The sequence below is a fragment of the Vreelandella hamiltonii genome (assembly GCF_014651795.1).
GTDB classification, from domain to species: Bacteria; Pseudomonadota; Gammaproteobacteria; order Pseudomonadales; family Halomonadaceae; genus Vreelandella; species Vreelandella hamiltonii.
The window spans coordinates 222,690-243,806 of record NZ_BMXO01000002.1 but is presented as its reverse complement, the minus strand read 5'-3'; the positions used below and the strand labels follow the sequence as shown (position 1 = coordinate 243,806).

At 61.5% G+C, this 21,117-nt stretch carries 17 protein-coding genes; 9 read left to right on the top strand and 8 right to left on the bottom strand.

All coding sequences use genetic code 11. The annotated features are described in order from the left end of the window. Window positions 1-35 precede the first annotated feature (35 nt). Window positions 36-839: a helix-turn-helix domain-containing protein gene (locus IE061_RS04500; protein WP_193461075.1), complete on the top strand. Its 804-nt coding sequence runs from the start codon at window positions 36-38 to the stop codon at window positions 837-839. Here the strand turns inward: IE061_RS04500 and IE061_RS04495 are convergent. After that, on the bottom strand, window positions 836-1,438 hold the full coding sequence (locus IE061_RS04495; RefSeq protein WP_081192566.1) for a TetR/AcrR family transcriptional regulator: 603 nt from the start codon (window positions 1,436-1,438) through the stop codon (window positions 836-838). The genes IE061_RS04500 and IE061_RS04495 overlap by 4 nt on opposite strands. Before the next feature lie 191 nt (window positions 1,439-1,629). Here IE061_RS04495 and IE061_RS04490 point away from each other — a divergent pair, with 191 nt between their 5' ends. From IE061_RS04490 to IE061_RS04465, 6 genes are read left to right on the top strand one after another with little or no spacing between them, the layout of a single operon-like run. Next, a complete protein-coding gene (locus IE061_RS04490) occupies window positions 1,630-2,835 on the top strand; it encodes an efflux RND transporter periplasmic adaptor subunit (protein ID WP_193461074.1) in 1,206 nt (401 codons plus the stop codon). After that, the gene (locus IE061_RS04485; protein ID WP_193461073.1) at window positions 2,832-5,933 is read left to right on the top strand and encodes an efflux RND transporter permease subunit; all 3,102 of its coding nucleotides are present in this window, start codon (window positions 2,832-2,834) and stop codon (window positions 5,931-5,933) included. The genes IE061_RS04490 and IE061_RS04485 overlap by 4 nt, the downstream gene beginning before the upstream one ends. Then, a complete protein-coding gene (locus IE061_RS04480) occupies window positions 5,930-7,360 on the top strand; it encodes an ATP-binding protein (RefSeq protein ID WP_193461072.1) in 1,431 nt (476 codons plus the stop codon). The genes IE061_RS04485 and IE061_RS04480 overlap by 4 nt, the downstream gene beginning before the upstream one ends. Window positions 7,361-7,373: 13 nt before the next feature. Then, on the top strand, window positions 7,374-8,078 hold the full coding sequence (locus tag IE061_RS04475) for a response regulator (RefSeq protein WP_193461071.1): 705 nt from the start codon (window positions 7,374-7,376) through the stop codon (window positions 8,076-8,078). Between the two features lie 50 nt (window positions 8,079-8,128). Next, window positions 8,129-8,812 carry a response regulator transcription factor gene (locus IE061_RS04470; RefSeq protein ID WP_193461070.1) on the top strand — a complete coding sequence of 228 codons (684 nt, stop codon included), beginning with the start codon at window positions 8,129-8,131 and terminating at the stop codon, window positions 8,810-8,812. Beyond that, the gene (locus IE061_RS04465) at window positions 8,809-10,224 is read left to right on the top strand and encodes a sensor histidine kinase (RefSeq protein WP_193461069.1); all 1,416 of its coding nucleotides are present in this window, start codon (window positions 8,809-8,811) and stop codon (window positions 10,222-10,224) included. The genes IE061_RS04470 and IE061_RS04465 overlap by 4 nt, the downstream gene beginning before the upstream one ends. Here the strand turns inward: IE061_RS04465 and IE061_RS04460 are convergent. The 7 genes from IE061_RS04460 to IE061_RS04430 all read right to left on the bottom strand — a co-directional run bounded on the left by IE061_RS04460 (window position 10,166) and on the right by IE061_RS04430 (window position 18,260). Further along, window positions 10,166-11,185, bottom strand: coding sequence for an AbrB family transcriptional regulator (locus IE061_RS04460; RefSeq protein ID WP_193461068.1), 1,020 nt, complete (start codon window positions 11,183-11,185; stop codon window positions 10,166-10,168). The two genes, IE061_RS04465 and IE061_RS04460, sit on opposite strands and share 59 nt — an antisense overlap. A gap of 19 nt (window positions 11,186-11,204) precedes the next feature. Continuing rightward, complete coding sequence (locus IE061_RS04455; RefSeq protein ID WP_193461067.1) at window positions 11,205-12,713, bottom strand: tripartite tricarboxylate transporter permease; 1,509 nt, start codon at window positions 12,711-12,713, stop codon at window positions 11,205-11,207. 19 nt (window positions 12,714-12,732) lie between these two features. Further along, the gene (locus tag IE061_RS04450; protein ID WP_193461066.1) at window positions 12,733-13,185 is read right to left on the bottom strand and encodes a tripartite tricarboxylate transporter TctB family protein; all 453 of its coding nucleotides are present in this window, start codon (window positions 13,183-13,185) and stop codon (window positions 12,733-12,735) included. 67 nt (window positions 13,186-13,252) lie between these two features. Beyond that, window positions 13,253-14,266, bottom strand: a complete 1,014-nt coding sequence (locus IE061_RS04445; protein WP_193461065.1) for a Bug family tripartite tricarboxylate transporter substrate binding protein — start codon at window positions 14,264-14,266, stop codon at window positions 13,253-13,255. Window positions 14,267-14,420: 154 nt separating this feature from the next. Further along, window positions 14,421-15,317 carry a bile acid:sodium symporter family protein gene (locus IE061_RS04440; protein WP_016916240.1) on the bottom strand — a complete coding sequence of 299 codons (897 nt, stop codon included), beginning with the start codon at window positions 15,315-15,317 and terminating at the stop codon, window positions 14,421-14,423. Between the two features lie 35 nt (window positions 15,318-15,352). Then, on the bottom strand, window positions 15,353-17,104 hold the full coding sequence (locus IE061_RS04435; protein ID WP_193461064.1) for an AMP-binding protein: 1,752 nt from the start codon (window positions 17,102-17,104) through the stop codon (window positions 15,353-15,355). Between the two features lie 223 nt (window positions 17,105-17,327). Continuing rightward, complete coding sequence (locus IE061_RS04430) at window positions 17,328-18,260, bottom strand: alpha/beta hydrolase (RefSeq protein WP_193461063.1); 933 nt, start codon at window positions 18,258-18,260, stop codon at window positions 17,328-17,330. A gap of 158 nt (window positions 18,261-18,418) precedes the next feature. Between IE061_RS04430 and IE061_RS04425 the strand changes: the two genes are divergently transcribed. Both IE061_RS04425 and betT read left to right on the top strand, forming a co-directional pair. Further along, entirely contained in the window at window positions 18,419-18,805 is a 387-nt protein-coding gene (locus IE061_RS04425; protein WP_193461062.1) for a hypothetical protein, read from the top strand. Between the two features lie 188 nt (window positions 18,806-18,993). Then, window positions 18,994-21,042 carry a choline BCCT transporter BetT gene (gene betT, locus IE061_RS04420; RefSeq protein WP_193461061.1) on the top strand — a complete coding sequence of 683 codons (2,049 nt, stop codon included), beginning with the start codon at window positions 18,994-18,996 and terminating at the stop codon, window positions 21,040-21,042. Window positions 21,043-21,117: the final 75 nt, after the last annotated feature.

Here is a 21,117-nt window from a genome sequence, read left to right as displayed (position 1 = left end):
TAGCCGCCACCGCCCAAGAGCCCCGAGTCACGCCCATGCACGATGAATTTGTGGCCAATTTGCGCCTGCTGTGCAGCTACTACCCGTCGATTGCCGACGTGTGCCGCCGCCTGCCGATGAACCGAGCGCAATTCAACCGCTACTTGAGCGGGCGCTACTACCCCAGTCATGCGGCGCTCCAACGAATATGCCATTTTTTTGGCGTCACCGCAGACGACATTGCCCTCCCCCACCAGGATTTTCGCGCCCTGGTACAGACCGGCCAATTGAGTGCTGATACGGCAAGCCCCACGCTGCCCTGGCCCAATGCGCTGGTGCAGCGGGGCAGTGAAGGGTTGGAGCGCTACCTGGGGCGTTACTTCGAGCTTTACCACTCCATGTCGCGCCCTGGTCATATCATGCGTACGCTGGTCTGCTTGGAAGAGCGCGACGGCGGCGTGGTGTATCAGCGCACCGAACGCATGCCGGTGGCCCCCGGCAAACGCCCCTGCCATAACCGCTATGTGGGAGCGGCAGTCAAACTCGCGGACCGACTGTTCTTGATCGACCACGAAACCCTGAACGGTCACGAGATCACCCAGACCATTCTGTTTCCCAGCTTTCAAAGTCAGGTAACGCGATTGACGGGGCTAAAGATGGGCGTGGCAGACAACAGCGAGCGCATGCCCTGCTGTGTGAGAGTGGTGTATCAGCGGCTGGATGAACAGACCAGCCTGCGCGAAGCGCTCGCCCAGTGCGGGCTACTGGCACTGGACGACCCATCCCTGGATGCGGCGCTACTGGCCGCCATTCAGAACGATATCACCGCGGGGGAGTATCATTTTCGTGCGCGCCATTAACGTGGCGGTGGCGTCGCAGTCGTCAGCACGTGGGAAAACAGAATGGCTTCGAACTGCTCCATGGGAGCCAGGGACTTGAGCGTCTTGGCGCGCAGGATAGCACCTTCCCACCCCGAGAGAATGAAGCTGGCCAGCGTGTCAGGTGACAACCCTTCCGGCACGCTGCCGTCTGCCTGCGCTTGGCTCAAGCACGTGACCAGGCGTTTTTCCCAGCGCTGGAAGACCACGTTGAGCGCATCGCGGAAGGTATCGTTTTGGCCCGCCAGCTCCTGCCCCAGGTTGCCGATCAGGCAGCCCGTGGAGTGGTCACAGTCGAGCATATGCGCCCTACCTGCCGCGAAGTAGCGACGCAGACGTTCGAGGGGCGGCACGGCCGAATCTTCCATCAAGGTAGCCAGATTGGCATCGTATTGGCTGGCAAACCGCTCGATCACCGCCAGACCAAAGTCCTCTTTACTGGCAAAATAGTGGTAAAACGAACCCTTGGGTACACCGCAGGTTTTTAAAACGGCATTGATACCCGTGGCGTTATAGCCCTGCTGGGCAATCAGCTCAGCGCCGGTATCAATCAACTTATCGCGCGTGGCGGTGTTTTTCATAGCGTCATGCAGACCAGGAAGTCTATGGTTTTTCACGTCAATGATGACAGGTATCGGAAACCGCGTCAGCGTTTGGGTTGCACGCTATTTGCACAATGCTTGCCTAATCGCTGCGTAGGAATCGGTGATGCTAGCATGATCTTGCCACTTCTCGGGCATTTTTGCCTTCAGCCAATGGATACCCCCCGGCCATGACTCCACCTCGCTCTTTTGCCTCCTCACAGCAAGGCCGCCTGGGCCTGGGTGCCCTGGCCGCCTTGCTGGTACTGGCAGGCGGCCTTGCCGTGGCCTGGTGGATCATCAGCCAGCCACCCAGAGTAGAGCGCAGGCCGCCGCCGCCGCCCGCGCCCCCGGTGGTCGACGTGATGACCGTCGAACAGCGCCTACAGTCGCCTACCCTGAGTGGCTTTGGTCGTGTCGAAGCGGAACAATCGACGCTGCTGGCCAGCCGCGTGGCCGGGCAGCTGGAACGTTTTGCCGAAGGCGTACTGCCCGGCCGTGTGGTCGAGCAGGGAGCACCGGTGGCTTACATCGACCAGGCCGACCTGCAGCTGGCGTTGGAGGATGCGCAGGCTCAACTGGCAAACGCTGAAGCCCAGCTGGCCCTGGAGCAGGCCGAACAGCAGCGCGCCCGCAGTGAGTACGAGTCGTTCGGCAGGCAGCTCAGCGCCGAACGGCGTGCGCTGGTGCTGCGCGAACCCCAGCTGCGTCAGGCCCAGGCGCAGTTGACCCAGGCGCGCGTGGTCCGCGACCAGGCGGCGCTAAACCTGGAACGAGCCACCCTCACGGCGCCCTGGCGCGCCATGGTTCAGGAGCGCCTGGTGGGGGCTGGCAGCCTGCTGAGCCAGGGCACCGAAGTGCTCAGCCTAGTGGGTGTCGAGCAGTTCTGGGTACGCGCGTCGCTGCCCGGCGATACGTTGGCCTGGCTGGAGAGTGGCGGTCGCGTCACGCTCACCAGCCAGGGCTGGCCCGACCAGGCCGAACGGGAAGGCGAGCTGCTCTCCGTGCTGCCCAATCTGGAAGAGAACGGCCTGCAGGCCCAGCTGCTGATTGCCGTGAACGACCCGTTGGCCCTGAATCATGAAGGTCCCGCCCTACGGCTGGGCGACGTCATGCGGCTCACCTTCCACACCCGGGCCCAGGAGCCGCTGATCAGGCTACCCTCTGCCGCGCTTCGCCCCGGCGAGCAGGCCTGGTGGGTGGACGACGACAACCGCTTGCGCAGTACCCGCGTCACTCTCGCTTATCGCGGCCAGGATGACGTACTGATCCGGGAGGGCCTGGAAGCGGGCCAGCGCGTGGTCGTTGCAGGCCTGGCGCAGCCCCGAGAGGGGCAGGAAGTTCGCCTGCGCCAACGCGGCGACACCCCGGCACGTGATCAGGAGAGCGCTCAATGATGCGTAAAGGCCCGTTGGCGTGGATGGTGGATCACGGCGTTGCCCCCAACTTGATGATGGTGCTGTTCATCGTGGGCGGCCTGATGGCCTCGATGGCCATCAAGAAAGAGGTCTTTCCGGAGTTCGAAACGGAAATCGTCCAGGTCTCCATCAGCTACCCAGGCGCCACCCCGGAAGATATCGAGCAAAGCCTGCTGCTGCCCATGGAAGCCGCCATCGCCAACGTGGAAGGCATCGACGAGATGACCGCCAGCGCCAGCGAAGGCAGCGGCGTGGTCAGCGCAACGCTGATCGACGGCGTGGATGTGATGCGCGCCTACCAGGACATTCAACAGGCCGTGAATGCCATCACTACCCTGCCCGCCGCTGCCGACCCGCCCCGCATTACCTTGGCAGGCCGCTCGCGCAGCGTCGTCAGCCTGCAGGTGTACGGCAGGGTGGGCCAGGAAGCCCTGCACGACGCCGCCGAGAACGTGCGGGCCGAGTTACAGGCCACCAGCGGCATCTCCCGGGCGGAGCTCTCCGGCAACCGGGACCGGGAAATCCAGGTGCACCTGGACGATGAAGCCATCGAGCGCTACGGGCTCGATCATCAGCAATTGGCCAGCCGCATCGCCGCCGAAGCACTGGACCTGGCCAGCGGCCAGTTGACCACCGCCGAGGGCGAATGGCTGATCCGCTATCAAGGGCGCCGCAATAGCGCCGAAGAGTTCGCCGAGCTGCCCATTCTGAACACGGCCCAGGGCTCTCCGGTGCTGTTGCGTGACATTGCCCAGGTCAGTGAAGGCTTTGCCGAAACCGATCGGGAGGAGTTCTACAACGGCCAGCCGGGCATCTCGGTGGATGTGTACCAGATTGGCGGCCAAACCCCCACCAGCATTTCCAACGCAGTGCGCGGCGAGCTGGAACGGCTGCGCGCCAACCTGCCCGACGGCGTGAGCCTGGACATCGCCAGGGACAGCTCGGAAGTCTACGAAGACCGACTCGGCCTGCTACTCAAGAACGCCTGGATGGGCCTGGCGCTGGTGCTGGTGCTGATGGCGCTGTTTCTCGAAGCGCGACTGGCGTTCTGGGTGACGTTGGGCATTCCCACGGCGTTTCTGGGGGCCATGCTGTTCCTGCCCTGGATTGGCGTCTCGCTCAACATGATGTCGATGTTCGCATTCATCATTGCGCTGGGTATCGTCGTCGATGACGCCATCATGGTGGGTGAGAACATCTACAGCTATCGCGAAGAGGGTTACTCGTTGCGCGATGCGGCGGTCAAGGGCGCCCAGGAAATTGCCACGCCGCTCACCTTTGCGATCCTGTCGAACATCGTGGCCTTCCTGCCCCTGCTGTTCCTGCCCGGCTTTTTGGGGCTGATCTTTGCCACGGTGCCGGTCGTGGTGATCACGGTCTTCGTGATCTCGCTGGTGGAGGCTCTGCTGATCCTGCCCGCTCACCTGGCCCACGCCAGCAAACCGAGGCAAACGCCAGCCTGGCAGCGCCCTCTGGAGGCCGTGCGGCTACGCATGCAGCAGGGGCTGCACCATTTCACCTACCGGCGCTTCGAGCCCTTTCTGCAGGGTGCACTGAACCAGCGCCTGCTGACCGTCTCGCTAGGCGTGGCGCTGCTGGCGATCACCCTGGCATGGGCCATGAGTGGTCGGCTCGGCTTCTCGCTGATGCCCCGGGTGGAATCCGACCAGGTGCAGGCCAGCGTCACCCTGCCGATTGGCAGCCACATCAGCGTCAGCCGCGAATTGAGCCAGCAATTGCTGGACGCCGCCACAGCCCTCAGCGAGCGTGAAGAGGGGTTGAGCTTCACCAGCACCCGTAGCCGTCTGGATGGCGAAAGCCTCTCCGTACGCCTCGACATCGCTTCGGAAAGCCTGGAGAGCTGGCCACCCTCACGCATTGCCCGCGAGTGGCGTGAACTGACCGGCGACCTGCTGGGCGCGCAATCGGTCCGCTTCGAATCCGACTTTGGCGGCCCCGGCAGCGGCGCCGCACTGAGCCTGCGGCTTTCGCACCCCAATACCCAGGTGCTGGAGGCTGCCGCCACGCGACTGGCCGAACAGCTGGCGGAGTACGGGCTGACGGACATCGACAGCGGCCTGGGCGACGGCAAGCCACAGCTGGAAATGCGCCTGTCGGCCGAAGGCCGCTCGCTGGGGCTGACCGGCAGTGACCTGGCACAGGCCCTGCGTGGACCGCTGCAAGGCGCCACCGCCGTCGAGCAGTTCATCGGCCGCCGAGAGGTCAGCGTCGAAGTGCGTTTACCGGAAGCCTCTCGCGATAGTCTCAGTGAGCTGTACCGGCTTCCCGTGCGCACCCCCGAGGGGCTCAGCGTGCCTCTATCGCGGGTGGCCGACATCACCCTCAGCCAGGCGTCCAGCAGCCTGCAACGCATCAACGGCCGACGCATCATCACCGTCACCGCCGACTCCGAGGGCGACCAGGCCATCAATCAGGTGCTCGCCACCTTGCAGGAGGATGTCTTCCCCACCCTCAGCAATACCTGGCCGGGCCTCGAAGTCAGCATGGGTGGCCGTCAGCAGGATACCGCCGACAACCTGGCCACGCTGCGCAAGGCCATGTGGCTGATGATTGCGGCGCTCTATGCCCTGCTGGCGATTCCCTTCCGAAGCTACTTGCAGCCGCTGCTGGTGATGGCCGCAATTCCGTTTGGTATCGTAGGGGCCATCGGGGGCCATCTGCTGATGGGCTTTGGCTTGTCGATCATCAGCCTGCTGGGCATGCTGGCGCTGTCCGGCGTGGTCATCAACGATGCCCTGGTGCTGATCGACTACGCCAACCGCAAGCGGCGCGAAGGCATGGCGCCTCGGGAAGCCATCGTGGCCGCTGCCACACGCCGGTTGCGGCCGATCATGATGACCACACTGACGACCTTCCTGGGGCTGGCACCGATGATTCTGGAAACCTCGCGACAGGCACGCTTCATGATTCCCATGGCCATCTCTCTGGGCTTTGGCATGCTGTTCGCCACGCTGATTCTGCTGATCATGGTGCCTTGCCTCTATCTCAGCCTGGAGAATCTGCGCGAACGCCTCAGCGCACCGCAGCCACCCGAACCCGAGAGAGCCAACCCATGAAGGCGTTTCATAGCCTGCGCCAGTGGCGCCCCTCACGGCTGGGCATGAAGCTGTTCGCGGCCATCCTGAGCGTCAATGTGGCCATTGCTGCCAGTGTGTTTCTGGCGGTCACCTACAGTATCGACCGCGGCTTTCTCGACTATCTGAACCAGGCCCAGGAGCGCCGTGCCACGCTGCTGGCCGACGGCCTCATTACCCGTTGGGAAACTCAGAACAGCTGGGCATGGCTGGAAGATGCCCCCGACCGCTGGCCCTACATCGTGCGCTTCGAGCTGGGCCAGGAGCATCGTGATCGGCCATCTCCCTTGGGGGAAGCGCAGGATTTCGCTCTGCAGGACGCCGATGGCCACGCCATCATTCCCCCCAGCGATACTCCACGGGGCTCCCGCAACTGGCACTGGATGACCCTCTATAGCGATCTGGCGCCCAATGGCCAGCGTGAAGCCATTGGCGCCCTCGGCTTTCGCCCGCCCCAAGAGATGATGGAGCGCATGGAGAGCCGCTTTCTGGAGCGCCAGCAGCGCAACCTGATCCTGATCGTGGTCTCGCTGGGCCTGGCCTCTCTGCTGCTGGCTGGCGGGCTCTCCTGGTGGCTGGGCCGACGCACGCGGGCGCTGGCCGGAGCTACCCTGCGCCTCACCGAAGGCGACTACCATACCCGCTTGCCCGAACGCGGCCGCGATGAGCTGTCTCGCCTGGCCCGGGATTTCAACGTGCTGGCAGCCACCTTGGAAGCCAGCCGCGAGGCCCGGGCACGCTGGGTGTCGGACACGGCCCATGAGCTGCGCACCCCGCTGGCCGTACTGCGAGGTGAAATCGAAGCCATGCAGGATGGTATTCGTCCGCTGAATCAGGAAAACCTGAGTTCGCTGGCCCAGGAAGTGGCTCAGTTGGAGCGCCTGGTCTCCGACTTGCGGTTGCTCTCGCAAAGCGATGCGGGAGCGCTGGACATCCAGCTGGCCCCGCTGAACCTGAGCGACAGCCTGGGCAGCCGCCTGACAGACGCCGACCGCTGGCTTGAGCAGAGCGGCTTGAGCCTCACCTGCCAGCTGGAAGAGGACATCATGATTCGCGGCGATGCCCAACGCCTGCGCCAGCTGTGGAGCAACCTGCTGGATAATAGCTGTGCCTATACGCAATCGCCCGGGGCGCTGCGCGTCACGCTCGGCTGCGAGCGCGGTCAGGCCGTCATCGTCTGGCAGGATAGCTCCCCCGGCGTCCCCGACAGCGAGCTGGGGCGGCTCACCGAGCGCCTGTATCGGGTCGAGGGGTCGCGTAACCGTGCCAGCGGCGGTAGCGGCCTGGGCCTGTCGATTGCCAGCGCCCTGGTGAGTGCTCACGGGGGCACCATGGAAGCCAGCGCCTCGACATTGGGCGGGCTGGCATGGACACTGCGCTTTCCGCTGATTTCTTCTGACCCTTACTGAATGCGAGTTGACCATGACCCAGGAAGCATCCCTGCTGATCGTCGAAGACGAGCCCAAAATTGCCAGGCTCATGGCGGACTACCTTGGCAGCCATAACTTCGACCCCACCATCATCGGCCATGGCAGCGACGTGATGCCCTGGCTCACCCAGCACTCCCCGGCGCTGGTACTGCTGGACGTCATGCTGCCCGGCAAGGATGGCCTCACCCTGTGCCGGGAAATACGCCAGCAGTGGCCGCTGCTGCCCATCATCATGGTGACGGCCAAGGTCGAGGAAGTGGACCGGCTGCTGGGTCTGGAACTGGGCGCCGATGACTACATCTGCAAACCGTTCAGCCCCCGCGAGGTAGTGGCCAGGGTCAAGGCCGTGCTGCGCCGCAGCCAGGCCATTGCCGAGGCCACCGGCCACACCCCGACCACACGGCAAGCGCCGGTCACCCTGGATGAAGAGGGCTGGCAGGCCCTCGTCAATGGCCAGGACCTGGGGCTCACCGCCGTGGAGTTTCAGCTATTACGCGTTATGATGCAGTCGCCGGGGCGTATTTTCAGCCGCGAGCAGTTGATGGACCACATGTATCGCGACAACCGCATCGTGTCCGAACGTACCGTCGACAGCCATATCAAGAAGCTGCGCAAAAAGATCACCGAAGCCCTGCCCGAGCAGGAAATCATTCGCTCGGTGTATGGTGTGGGTTACAAATATCAGCCCGAAGGGTAAGCTTGGCAGGTCGACAGGCTCACTTGGGCACCGCTACGGGTCAATGCACCATGAAAGCGCTCATCGTAGAAGATAACGACAATCTTGCGCGCTCGATTGCCTCGACGTTAGAAGAAGCCAGCTTCACCATCGACGTGGCCTGCGATGGTGAAAAAGCGCTGCTCATGCTGCAGCAAGGGGGGTATGACCTGCTGGTACTGGACCTGGGGCTGCCGCTGCTCGACGGCATGTCGTTGCTGCGCCTGTTGCGCCACCAGCAGAACACCATTCCCGTCTTGATCATCTCCGCCCGCGACACCCTGGACCAGCGCATTTTGGGGCTGGAAGTCGGTGCGGACGACTACCTGTGCAAGCCCTTCTCGCTGAACGAGGTAGCCGCCAGAGCCCGCGCGCTGGTCAGAAGAGCCAAGCATTTTGGCGGTGAGAGCCTGCGCTGCGGGCGCCTGGAGTTCTTTCCGGATGCCATGGAGCTGCGCGTGGACGGCCAGGCCCTCACGCTACACCGCCGTGAGCTGGAGGTCATCGAATACCTGCTGATCAATCAGAATCGGCTGGTCAGCAAGGACCAGATCATCGACCGGCTCTCCTCGACGGATGAAGCCATCAGCTACGCCGCCGTGGAAACCTACATTTCACGTATTCGCAAAAAGATCGGCCATGACTTCGGCCTGAAAACCGTGCGAGGGCTGGGCTATTACCTGGCCCCACCCGACTCGCAGGAAGGCGCGTCTTGACCCAGACACCCCGCTCCATCCGCAGTCGCCTGCTGCTGTGGATTGCCTTGCCGTTCACCGCCCTGGCCTTCCTGGCCCTGCTCTCCAGCTATCTGCTGCTGAGCAAGCAGATCAACGAAGCCTTCGACGCCATGCTGCTGAATGCCGCCCAGCGCCTGGAGCGTCGGGTATATACCTCCGATGGCCAACTACGCATCAACATGCACTACTTCAGCATCAGCACGCTGGGCAGTCGTGGGGAGGGCAAGATCTTCTACCGTATCCGGGAGGCCCAGGGGGGCATGATTGCCGGTTTTCAAGGGCTGGGCGATCCGCCCGACTCCCTCGAAGCGCCGCTGTTTTACGACGTGGCTTACGCAGGCAACGAGCTGCGGGCCGTGGCCTTGACCTTCCCTTTTCGCCGCGGGCGTGATGTCGTGGACATCGAAGTCATCGTGGCGGAATCAAAAGAGACCCGTCACTCATTGACCCACGACTTCATGGTCACCCTGGCCGGGCTCACGGCGGTGACCGGGCTGCTGGCGATCACGCTGGCGCTCCTCGCCATCCACCGTGGCCTTGCCCCCTTGAACGCCATCAGCCACGCACTGCGCCAGCGCTCGCCCCACGATCTGCAGCCCATTCGCGACAGCGTGCCCAGGGAAATACGTCCCCTGACGCAAAGCATCAATTCCCTGATGCAACGCATGCAAAGCAGCATTACCAGCACCCAACAGCTCAACGCCGACGTTTCCCACCAGCTACGCACGCCCATTTCAGAGATTCGGGCACTCACGGAAATGACCCTGAAGAGCGAGCAATCACCCGCCAACAGGGCCAACCTGCTGGAGATTCAGCGCATTGCCGAGCATGCCGGGCACACCGTGCAACAGCTGCTGAAATACGCCAAGACCCGCAGTGAGCTGTTCGAACTCACCCAGCTGCAGACCATCGACCTGATCGCGCTATGCCAGCAGGCTTGCCAGCAGGTCGCCACCGGCATTTACCAAAAGGGCCAGGAGCTGGCCTTCGAGCAGCCCGAGGCCCTGCCCTCCATCCATGGCGACCCCATTTTGCTGCAGTGGCTGGTGATCAACCTGATCGATAACGCCAGCCTCCACGCGGGCGGCGCGCTCCCTTACCAGGGCACCATTACCATTGGCCTCACCCATGACGCCGATACGGTACGACTCAGCGTGCACGATGACGGCGTGGGGGTGGACCCCGCCCGGCTGCCGCAGCTCACCGAACGGTTTTTCCGCGATAACGCCCATGCACCGGGCAGCGGCCTTGGCCTGGCCATCGTCGAACAGGTGGCCACTACCCACGGCGCCCAGCTTGCCGTGCGCAATCGCCCTCAGGGCGGGCTGGAAGTCACGGTGGCGTTTCCGGTGCTGCCAGCGTCGTCAGGCGGATCATCAGCGGCGTCATGAAGATCAGCAGCAGCAGCCGCAGAATATGGTGAGAGACCACGTAAACCGGGTCGATCCCCATGACCATGGCGATGACCGCCATCTCCCCGACGCCCCCCGGTATCAGCGCCAGCATCACCGCCACGAACGGCAATGACGTGACGCTGGCCACCAGCCAGGCCATCAACGCGGCCACCACCAGCGCAAAGAGCGCATACAGCATGCCGAACCGCCCTACCCGCACCACCTGTTTCCAGTGGGTGCCTGAAAAACGCGAGCCCACAGAAGATCCCAGCACCAGAAAGGTCACCAGCAGGATTTCATTGGGCAGCGTGTAGGCTACGCCCACATTGGCAATCAAGGCGCCTGCCGCCATCGGCCCCAGAAACTCCGGTAGCGGCAAGCGGATCAGGCGACCCAGCCACCAGCAAGCAGGAGCCAGCAGCAGTGGCAGCACCCCCATGAGCGACAGCGGCTCGGCAGAGGGCGGCAAGGCCACGCTGTCGACGAACAGGCTGGCCAGCAGCGCTGCGCCCGATACCACGGTGACCAGCCTCAGCGAGTGAGAAATGGCGATCCAGCGCAGGTCACCATGGGCACGCTCGGCCAGCACCAAGGCCGAGTTCATGCTGCCTGGATAGGCACAGAACATGGCGTTCAGGCTGCCGACGCGGGCACGAGCAAAGATCCAGTACCCTCCTGCCAGCATCAGCACCATGTAGACCAGCATGGCCAGCACGCTGGGGTACCACTGCACCAGGCTCACCAGCTCGTCCGCGTGGATACGACTGCCGATGAACAGTCCCAGTAGGGCAATGGCCACGCGATGCAAGCGCTTGTCTACCCCGGTGCGAACGCCTGCCAGCGAAACGCCCATGACCATGAACAGCGCCCCTAGCATCCACGCCAGCGGCAGCGAAAAAAGGGTGGCCACCAGGCCACCCAAACATCCCAAACCAATGGTTTTCAGCGTTTTCTTCACCCGCTCCCCCGTTGCTGCGCTACGCTTTTGCCGCCACGCGGCGTGCCTGAAAGCGCTTGACCAGCGGCTGGCCAAACAGCGAAATCAACAGCAGCGCCAGGATGGCCAGGGTCGCAGGCCGCTCCAGCACGTAGGTGATGTCCCCGCCACTGATCTGGTAGGAGTGCAGCAGCGACTTCTCCGCCAGAGCCCCCAGCAGCATGCCAATGACCGCCGCAGGCACCGAGTAACCGTAGTGGCGGAAGATCCAGCCGATCACGGCAAACACCAGCACCGTGGCAGGCCCGGTCATGTTGCCGGTGAGCCCGAACGACCCCATGACCGCCAATACCAGCACGGAAGGAATCAGATAGCGCATGGGCACCTTGACGATGTTGGCCAGCAGCGGAATGAACAAAATCCCCACGATGACCAGCAAGAATACCTGGGCGAAGTTGGCAAAGATGATCGCGTAGACCACGTCCGTTTGCTGGCGGATGAACTGCGGGCCACCGGTAATGTTGTGCATGGCAAACGCAGCCAGCATCACCGCCGTTGCCCCACCGCCAGGAATGCCCAGCGCCAGCAGGGTCGCCATGGAGCCACCCTCCGAGCTGCTGTTGGCGGCCTCGGACGCGACGACCCCTTTGGGGTTGCCCTTGCCGTAGGAGTCCGGGTCTTTATCCCGCCGCTTGGTCTCGATGTAGGAGAGCAGATTGGAAACCGATGACCCGACACCGGGCACCGCGCCCACCAGCACACCGATCAAGCCACCGCGAATCATCACCACAGGATGACGCAGCGCCATCTTGCAGCCCTGAAAAATTTCGCTGGCACGTACCTTGCGCGCATCCGCCGACTCGACGATGAACCCCTTGTTGGCCAGCTTGAACAGCTCGGACGCTGCAAACATGCCCATCATGGCAGGAATCACCGGCACCCCATCCAGCAGGTAGGTTTGCCCCATGGTGCCACGGGCCAGGCCAATTTCGTTGAACCCGATGGTGCCCACCAGCAGCCCCACGAAACCGGCCACCAGGCCTTTGAGCACCTGCTCACCCTTGAGGCTGGCGATCAGCGTCATGCCCCAGAGGATCACCACGAACATCTCGGCGGGCCCCAGGCGCAGCACCATGTAGGAGAGCGGCTGGATCATAAAAAACAGCACCACGTAGCCCATCAGCGAGCCGACCACCGAGGCGGCCAACGCCACCCCCAGCGCCTGATTGTGCTGCCCGCGTCGCGCCATCGGGTAGCCATCGAAGGCCGTGGCAATGGCCGAGGAAGTGCCGGGAATGTTCATCAGGATGGCCGGGATCCCTGCGCCAAACGAGCCGCCGGTAAAAATCGCCGTCAAGAACAGCATGGCCTGAATGAAGTCCATGTACATGGTCATGGGCAAGAAGATCGCCATGGCCATGGAGATCTGCAGGCCCGGCGTTGCCCCAAAAATCAGCCCCAGCACGATACCGGGAACCACTACCAACCAGGGCCCTGCGCTGGAAAAGAGCAGGTTCATACTCTGCTCGACGGCACCAAAATCAATCATGTTGCCTCCTTCGATGCGTTCAGTTGGGGATCAGCAGCAGCGTCATGGGATAAGGCAGCATGCGCGAAAAGAAGAACGCTGCACCAAGGCCAAACAGCGCGCTGAAACCGAACAACGCCAGCCAGTTGCGCTCACCCTTGAGAATCAGAAAAGACGCGATGAACGCCACCGTCGCCAGGTCGAAACCCAGGGTTTCCAACGACATCACGTAGGCGGCAAACAGGCCCACCACCGGCAGCGTACGCAGCAGGGGTTCCTCTTGCTGGTTCTGGGTCAGCAGCGTGCCTTTCTTCAGGCGCAGTACCACCTCCAGGGCAATCAGCGCCAGTACCAGCAGCGCCATGGGAAGAATCAGCAGTAAATTCTGGGGGGTCGCGGAGACGCGAATGGCATCCATCAGATACCACAGCGTAAAGCTCGCCAGACCGATGAGGACAAGCGCGTCCCCATAGTCACGTTTTTGTGCCGTCATGGGTAAACTCCTAGCAGGCACCCCTTGAGGGTGCCTGCCACTACAGGATCGTCAGACGATGGGGTGATCAGTTGAGCAGGTGGGCGTACTTCTCGAACACGTCGTAGTTTTCGCGCATCAGCTCATTGGAACGCTCGGGGCCTACCCATACGCCGCCCATTTCATTGCGCTCCAGATGCTCTTGCACGTCCTTGCGCGCTAGCGCGTTCTGGATGGCATCCGCGAGGGCTTCGTAACGGCCCGGATGCTGGCGCTCGACTTCGCTGGTCACCGCGAAGCCGCGCATGGAGCCTTGCAGCACAGGCACTTCCAGCTCCATGGGAGCAAGGGCCTCATTGATGGTCGGCGCATCCCACTGCTCGATACGCTCGTCGTTGACGATGGCCAGCGGCGTCAGGAACTCACGAATACCTTCGCTGCCCTGTGCACTGATGGAGACGAAATCCACCTGACCACCGGCCACCGCCGAACGCGCTTCACCACCGCTGTTGTAGGTCACCAGGTTGAGGTTTTCCTGGGGGATGCCCGCTTCTTCCAGCAGCAACCGCACCATCAGGTGGCCCGCCGAGCTTTGTACCACGGCACCGCGCACCTGGCCGCGCTGCTCACGAATCGCCTCCAAAAGCGAAGGCAGGTCGTCGTAACCGCTGTCCTTGTTGGCTGCGATCAGGTCGAGGTCGAACCACTGAAAATTGATGTAAGAGAAGTCATCCACGCTGAAATTGGCCCCACCCGTCAGAATCGAGTTGGTCAGGTAAGGGGCGAAGGTGGAGGCATAAACGGTGTAGGCGTCGTCCGGTACGTTCAGCACGTAGTTGGAAGCGACCTGAGTACCCGCCCCGGGGCGGTTGGTGACTTGAATGGGTACGCCAATCTCTTCGGAGATGTATCCCGACATCAAGCGGGCCAACCGATCGGCGCTGCCGCCGGTACCAAACCCGACGACCATGTTGAGCGGGCGTTCCGGGTAGCTGTCTGCCGCAGCAGGCAGCACCATGGCCAGTGACGCTACCGTGACGGTGGCGCCCACCAGCAGGGATTTGAGTGCGCGAGGAAACGAGCTGACAGGTTGCTTGAGCATAGCGATGTCTCTTGTTGTGCGTGTTATTAGAATCAGGCGGCTGCCTGTAGAGAACAACGCTATCCCACGAAACTGTCATCAACCTTGCACGGGGATCAAAACCAACTAAAGTCTAGTCCCCGCGCCTGCCCTCCGGCTGAACCTTCCGACCGACCTACGAAGGTTCGACCTTGGCTTGATCGCGGGCCAATTCCTCCTTTTTCGTTAGCTTGCGGTAAAACACCGCTACGGCCGTGGAATTCAGCACGATAAACAGCGAATACATGACGGGTATGAGCAGAATCAGCTGCTGTGTTTCGCCACTGAACGTCATGATGACGATCAATGCGGCCAGCGGGCCGTTTTGAATCCCCGTTTCAAGAGAGACCGTGCGGGCTTTTTGCGGGTTGAGTTTGAGCACGCGGGAGAATAAATAACCGAACAGAAAACCCACCAAACCGAGCAGAATCACCGCTGCATATACCTGCCAGCTGGTCTCCATCAGCAAGCGCCAGTTGCGCGGTGCCCACGTCACCACCAGGAACACGATCACGATAGCCCCCAACACGCCACCTACCAGCTCAATGACCGCGCCAAGGTTGGCATTTTTACGGCGTATCCACATGCCCAACAGCGTTGGAATCAGCAGTACGAACAGCAAGCGGCCAATTTGGTCGGGCGGTATGCGGAAGGCGTCATCAATCCCCTGGGTATAAAACGCCATCCACAGCGGCACCAGAACAAAGCCCGCCAGCGTGGAGCAGATGGTCATCATGATGCTGAGGCTGAGCAGGCTGCGTGAGAAGTAGGCAAAAATATTGGAGGTCGTACCGCCCGGCATGCACCCCATCAGCACTAGCCCCACGGTATGTTCAACCGACAGGTCGAGAAGGCGCGCCAGGGCAAAGGCGATAAAAGGCATCAGCAGATACTGCGATGAGAAGCCAACCCCAATGGCCTGGGGGTGGCGCATGGAGAGTTTGAAGTCCTTGAAGGTGAGCGATGCCCCCATGCCGAACATGATGATCACCATCATGATCGACAGTAAGCTTTCTTCCAATGGGCTTAGCATAGTGCTGTAACTCCGTAGCCTGCCGCTGTTTGCGGTTATTGTTGTTTAGTCTCGGCGTGACTGCCCTGCACGATGGCACGCACTTCTTTGCGCAGCACCTTGCCAACAGGGGTTTTGGGCAGCTCATCCCAGAACACCACTTTTTTGGGAACCTTGTAGGCGGCAAGCTCTGTTTTACAGTGCCGGATAACGTCCTTGGCGCTTAGCCCCTGTTCACGCAGCACGACGTAGGCGTGAACCGCTTCGCCTGTCTGATCGTCGGGGACACCAATGACGGCGGACTCTTGCACTTGAGGTAAGCGCGCAATGCTGTCTTCTACTTCGTTGGGGTAAACGTTAAATCCGCTGACCAGAATCATATCTTTTTTACGGTCGACGATTTGAAAGTGACCATCCTCTGACATGGTTCCCACATCGCCGGTGTAAAGCCAGCCACCTTTCAGCGTTTTGGCAGTCTCTTCCGGGTTGTTCCAGTAACCTTTCATGATTTGTGGGCCGCGCGCGATAATCTCGCCAGGCTCGCCCGGGGCAACCGTCACGCCCTGTTCATCGACGATGCGCACCTGAGTAAACGGCGCGGGAATGCCGATGCTGTTAGCACGCTCATGCCCAATCGGGTTGAAGCAGATCACCGGAGAGCTTTCTGTTAGCCCGTAGCCTTCGGCAATCGGTGTGCCGACCACCGCGCGCCAGCGCTCAGCGACGGATTTATGTAGCGCGGTGCCGCCCGCCATCGCCACTTTCATGTTTTTAGGCGGGTACACGGTGAACCACTCTTCGTTGAGCAGCGCGTTGAACAGCGTATTGACGCCTGCAATCCAGGAGATCGGGTAGTTATCAAAAGCGCGCTGGCAGTTCTGAATAGGCCGCGGGCTGGGCACGAGGACGTTGTGCGCCCCTTTGCTGTAGAACGCCAGCAGGTTCACCGTGAACGCGAAAATATGGTAGATGGGCAGCGCGGTGAGAACGCACTCTTTGCCAACCTCTATGTGGCTGCCAACCACCAGATCGACCTGTTCTAAATTGCTCAGCAGATTGCCGTGCGTCAGCTCTGCGCCTTTACTGACCCCGGTGGTGCCGCCGGTGTACTGCAACAGCGCGGTGTCTTCACGCGCGATAGCCTGCCAGTAGCGCGCCACGTCAATGCCTTGTTCGGCTTGCCGTGCACTGCCCGTTTGAATGGCCTGGCTCAGCGTCACGGCGTTCAGCGAGTGTTGGGGGATGGCTTTGTTCCAATATTTCAGTACGGCATCCAATACCGTGCGCACGACTGGTGAAAACCATTGCGAAAGCGAAGTGAGTACGACGTGCTGAATGCCAGTGTTGGGGAGCACGTCCTCCAGCTTGTCGGCAAACATATCCATGATGACAAGCGTCTTGACGCCAGCATCGTTGAACTGATGCTCCATTTCTCGACGCGTATAGAGCGGATTGACGTTCACCAGCACACAGCCCGCTTTCAAAACGCCGAAAATGGCCACCGGAAGCGCGAGACAGTTGGGCATTTGCACCGCAACGCGGTCGCCTTTGGCAAGCCCCAGGGTGTCACGCAGGTAAACCGCAAACGCATCGGAGAGAGTATCCGTTTGCCGATAAGCAAGCGTGCCATTCATGCCGTTGGGCATGCAGGTGGTGAACGCGGTGTGGGAGCCAAACTGCTGGGCTGCCGTAGTGACCATCGCGGGAATACTGGCAAAGCGCGGCTGCGGCTGGTCACCTATCGCGTGATGGTTGGTGCCATAAAGATGTGCCCACGGCGCGCTGTCATAGAAGTGATCATTTGACATGCACATTCTCTTCGTTGGGGCCCTTTCATGAAGGGGCCATTGTTTTTATTAGCTTTCTACATGTTTTTCTACCGCACAGGCTCTCCATGGAATAACGCAGCCGCTGAGTTTAAGTCAACCGTTTTAATTTTTGCTTTCGCCAGGTGGGGCGTCAAATAAAAAACGGGCCAAGCGCAAGACGCACTGGCCCCGTCAGTTCGGCCCTCACACAACCCTCTGACATCTAGTTCCCGCGCCTGCCCTCCGGCTGAACCTGCTGATTCAGAAACGCGATACCTGCCTCGATGGCACTGCCACGCAGCAGGAAGCTGGCGAAATGGCCTCGGCCACGCTGAAGATACAGCTCGCTGGGCGTACCTTGCGCCTGAAGCGCGGCATAAAAATCGGTGGCGTGATCGACGGGCACGAGCCGATCCCAGCGGCCGTGAAACAAGAAGAACGGCGGTGCTTGAGAAGTGATTTGCCGCGCGGGCGATGCCAGGGCATACGCGTCACGCTTCTCTGCGCGCGTACCACCAATGAAGTCCACCACCAGCCGCCCATCGTTGAACTTCAGCAAGTCGCTGGGCAAACCGCCGGCCAGCACCGCAGCAAGCCGGGCATGCTCGCCGCCGTAGGGGTCTGCCAGGGGGCCTTCACTGCCCGCCAGCGCCAACAGGCTCACCAGGTGAGCCCCTGAGGAAAAGCCCACGCCGACAATGCGGTTCGTATCCACTTGCCACTCGTCGGCATGGCGATGCAGCCAGGCCATGGCCTGCTGCAAGTCGTGCAGCTGGGCGGGGAAACGATATTCCGGTACGAAGCGGTGTTCGATATTGACGGTGACGTAGCCCTGTTCAGCCAGCTGCCGGGCAATGCCTGCCATGTCGTCACGGCTGCGGTTACGCCAACCGCCCCCATGCACCAGCAGGGCGGCTGGACGCAGGCCCGCGCCCTCGGTGCGGGGGAGCAGCACATCGGCCACCAGCGGCTCGGGCCAGTCGTCCGGGGTATAGCGCTGCTGGACCAGCGCCGTGAACGGCAGCGCCTCCCGCAGGCCCTGGCGTGCGATGGCCGGTTCACCCTGGCTGGCCTGATGGGTGGCGCCACAGCCACTGAGCAGCGCTACCAGCGCGCCCAGGCGCGCATAGCGGCCAATGAATCCAAGTTCTGGCATGGTGTTCTCCTGTTTCCTGTGCCCCTCACCCTGTGGCGTGATCCTTGCCCCTCCGCATAAGACCACGGTTGTTGCACACTTCCTGCAACCGATTTACACCAAGCCCCTGGATACTGCCATGGTCAACATTAGCCCATTAATGACCCATGAGGTATGCCATGAAAATGTCTCTTAGCCAACGTTTTGCTCCTGCCTTTCTGGCCATTGCCCTGATGCCCCTGGCGTTCACCGCACAGGCCGAGCAACATGAGCACCGTGGCATGGAACGTGAAGCCATGCACGAGCGCATGGAAGAGCGCCGCCAGGAAGTTTACCAGCGCGCCGAGCTGAGCGAAGAGCAGCAAACCGCACTGAATCAGGCCCATGCCGAGCATCGTGAAGCGGTCATGGCGCTGCGTGAGGAGCATCAGGCCCGCGTTGCAGACATTCTGTCAGATGAAGAGCAGCAGGCACTGCGGGATGCCATGCACGAGGTGCACGCCGAATACCGTCAGGAGCACGGCAAGCGTGGTGGCCGCCACGGTGATCAGGCCAATGCTGAATAAGCGTTGATTTAACGTTCGTCCTGCTACCCTGCGCCCAGCTCTGCTGGGCGCAGGGCTATCTATACTCCTGTTTCAACATTTTACGTGGTTGGCTCGTCACTTGAACTGGCGTAGCAAAGCGCGTATTTTATTTGAACGTTCATTCAAAAATAATTCTTCCCTTGTCTTAACAACAGGAGTCCGCCTCCATGGCGAAAGACAACTCGACCCTCCCCTCGCGGGATCGACTCAACCCCGTGGTTTTCCACGGCAGCGTCGCCGGTATACTCATCTTTCTGGTGATGACCATGCTGTTTACCGAGCAGGCAGGCGCTTTTTTCGACGCGGGCCTGGCCTGGGTCAGCACCACCTTCGGCTGGTACTACATGCTCGCCATCGTCGCCTACCTGGTGTTCGTGGTACTGATCGGCATGTCGCGCTTCGGCAGCATACGCCTGGGCCCGGACCATTCACGCCCGGAGTTCTCGCTGCTCTCCTGGTCCGCCATGCTGTTTGCCGCCGGCATTGGCATTGACCTGTTGTTTTTCAGCGTGGCAGAGCCGGTGGCCCACTACCTGGCCCCGCCGGACCTGACGCCTGAAAGCCAAGAGGCCATGCGCAACGCTGTCGTTCAGACTTACCTGCACTGGGGGCTTTCCGGTTGGGGACTGTACGTGCTGACGGGCATGGCGCTGGCTTATTTCAGCTACCGCCATCGCTTGCCGCTGGCTATTCGTAGCGCGCTTTACCCACTGCTGGGCAAGCGCATTCACGGCCCGATTGGTAACGCGGTCGATATTACGGCGGTGATTTCTACCGTGTTCGGTATCGCCACCAGTCTTGGGATTGGCGTTCTGCAGCTCAATTACGGCCTCAACTACATGTTCGACGTTCCCGAGACGTTGACGGTACAGATCATTCTGATTGGTCTGGTCGTGGTGCTGGCCACCATTTCCGTGGTGACCGGGGTCGAGAAGGGCATTCGCCGCCTCTCCGAGTTCAACATGCTATTGGCGCTGGCGCTGATGCTGTTCGTGCTGTTTTCCGGCGATACCCTGACCCTGCTCGACAAGGTGGTGAACAACGCCGGTGACTATCTCTCCGGGTTTGTTGCTGCCAGCTTCGATACCTACGCGTTTGCCGACGAAGGCGCCCAGGAGTGGAAAATGTGGTGGACCATTTTCTTCTGGGGCTGGTGGATTGCCTGGACGCCTTTCGTGGGCCTGTTCCTGGCGCGTATTTCTCGTGGCCGCACCATTCGCCAATTCGTCGCCGGTGCGCTGTTCATTCCGCTGTCGTTCATGATGGTGTGGATGTCCATTTTCGGTAACAGCGGTATCGAGCTGGTCGCCAATCAAGGCGTCGTCGAGCTGGGCGAACAGGCGTTGAGCTCGCCGCAAACCACCCTCTACACGCTGCTGGAGTACTACCCCTACGTCGGTATCACCGCCGCTGTGGTCACCGTGCTGGGCATTGTGTTCTTCATTACTTCCGCCGACTCCGGCGCTTTGGTACTGGCCAACTTCACCTCGATTCTGAGCGACGTGAACCATGATGCCCCGGTGAAGCTGCGCATTTTCTGGTCGGCCGTGATCGGCCTGATTACCGTGGCACTGCTGATGGCAGGCGGACTGAACGCACTGCAAAGCGCCGTGGTGATCACCGCCCTGCCGTTCTCGGTGGTGATTTTTGCCATCATGGTAGGCACCTACAAAGCCTTGAGGCTGGAAGGCAGCAAGGCCGATGCACGCCGCATGATTGCAGGTAGTGCGCCTGGCGGCGATTGGCGCGAGCGCCTGGACCGTGCGCTGGATACCTCCAACCGTGCCGGGGCAGCGGCCACCATCGAGCACGCGATCCGTCCCGCCATGACCCAGTTTGCCCAGGAGCTCGAAAGCCGTGGCCAAACCGCCAACGTGACCGAAGAGCAGGTGGAAGGGGAGTCGCTGCCCACCTTGACGCTGCAGGTCGACTTTGGCGAAGCCACCAGCTTTGTCTATCAGGTCTGCCCGCACCGCATGCGCACCCCGAGCTTCATCCCGGCAGACGATGACTTCTATGTGCGCCTGGATGTCTATCTGGCCGAAGGCGGCCAGGATAAAGATCTCAACGGCTACACCCGTGGCCAGGTGATTGGCGATCTGGTGGCCGAATACGAACGCCACCTGCACTTCCTGACCCTGGCCGGGGAGCAGATGGGCCATGTGCAGGCTATGCCAGGCACCATCGGCGAACCACCTGAAGATGCGCAGATGTAAGTAGCGCTTTACGTACAACGCGTAAAACGAAGAATCCCGGCCACGCGGCCGGGATTTTTTATGCGCGCTGGGCGT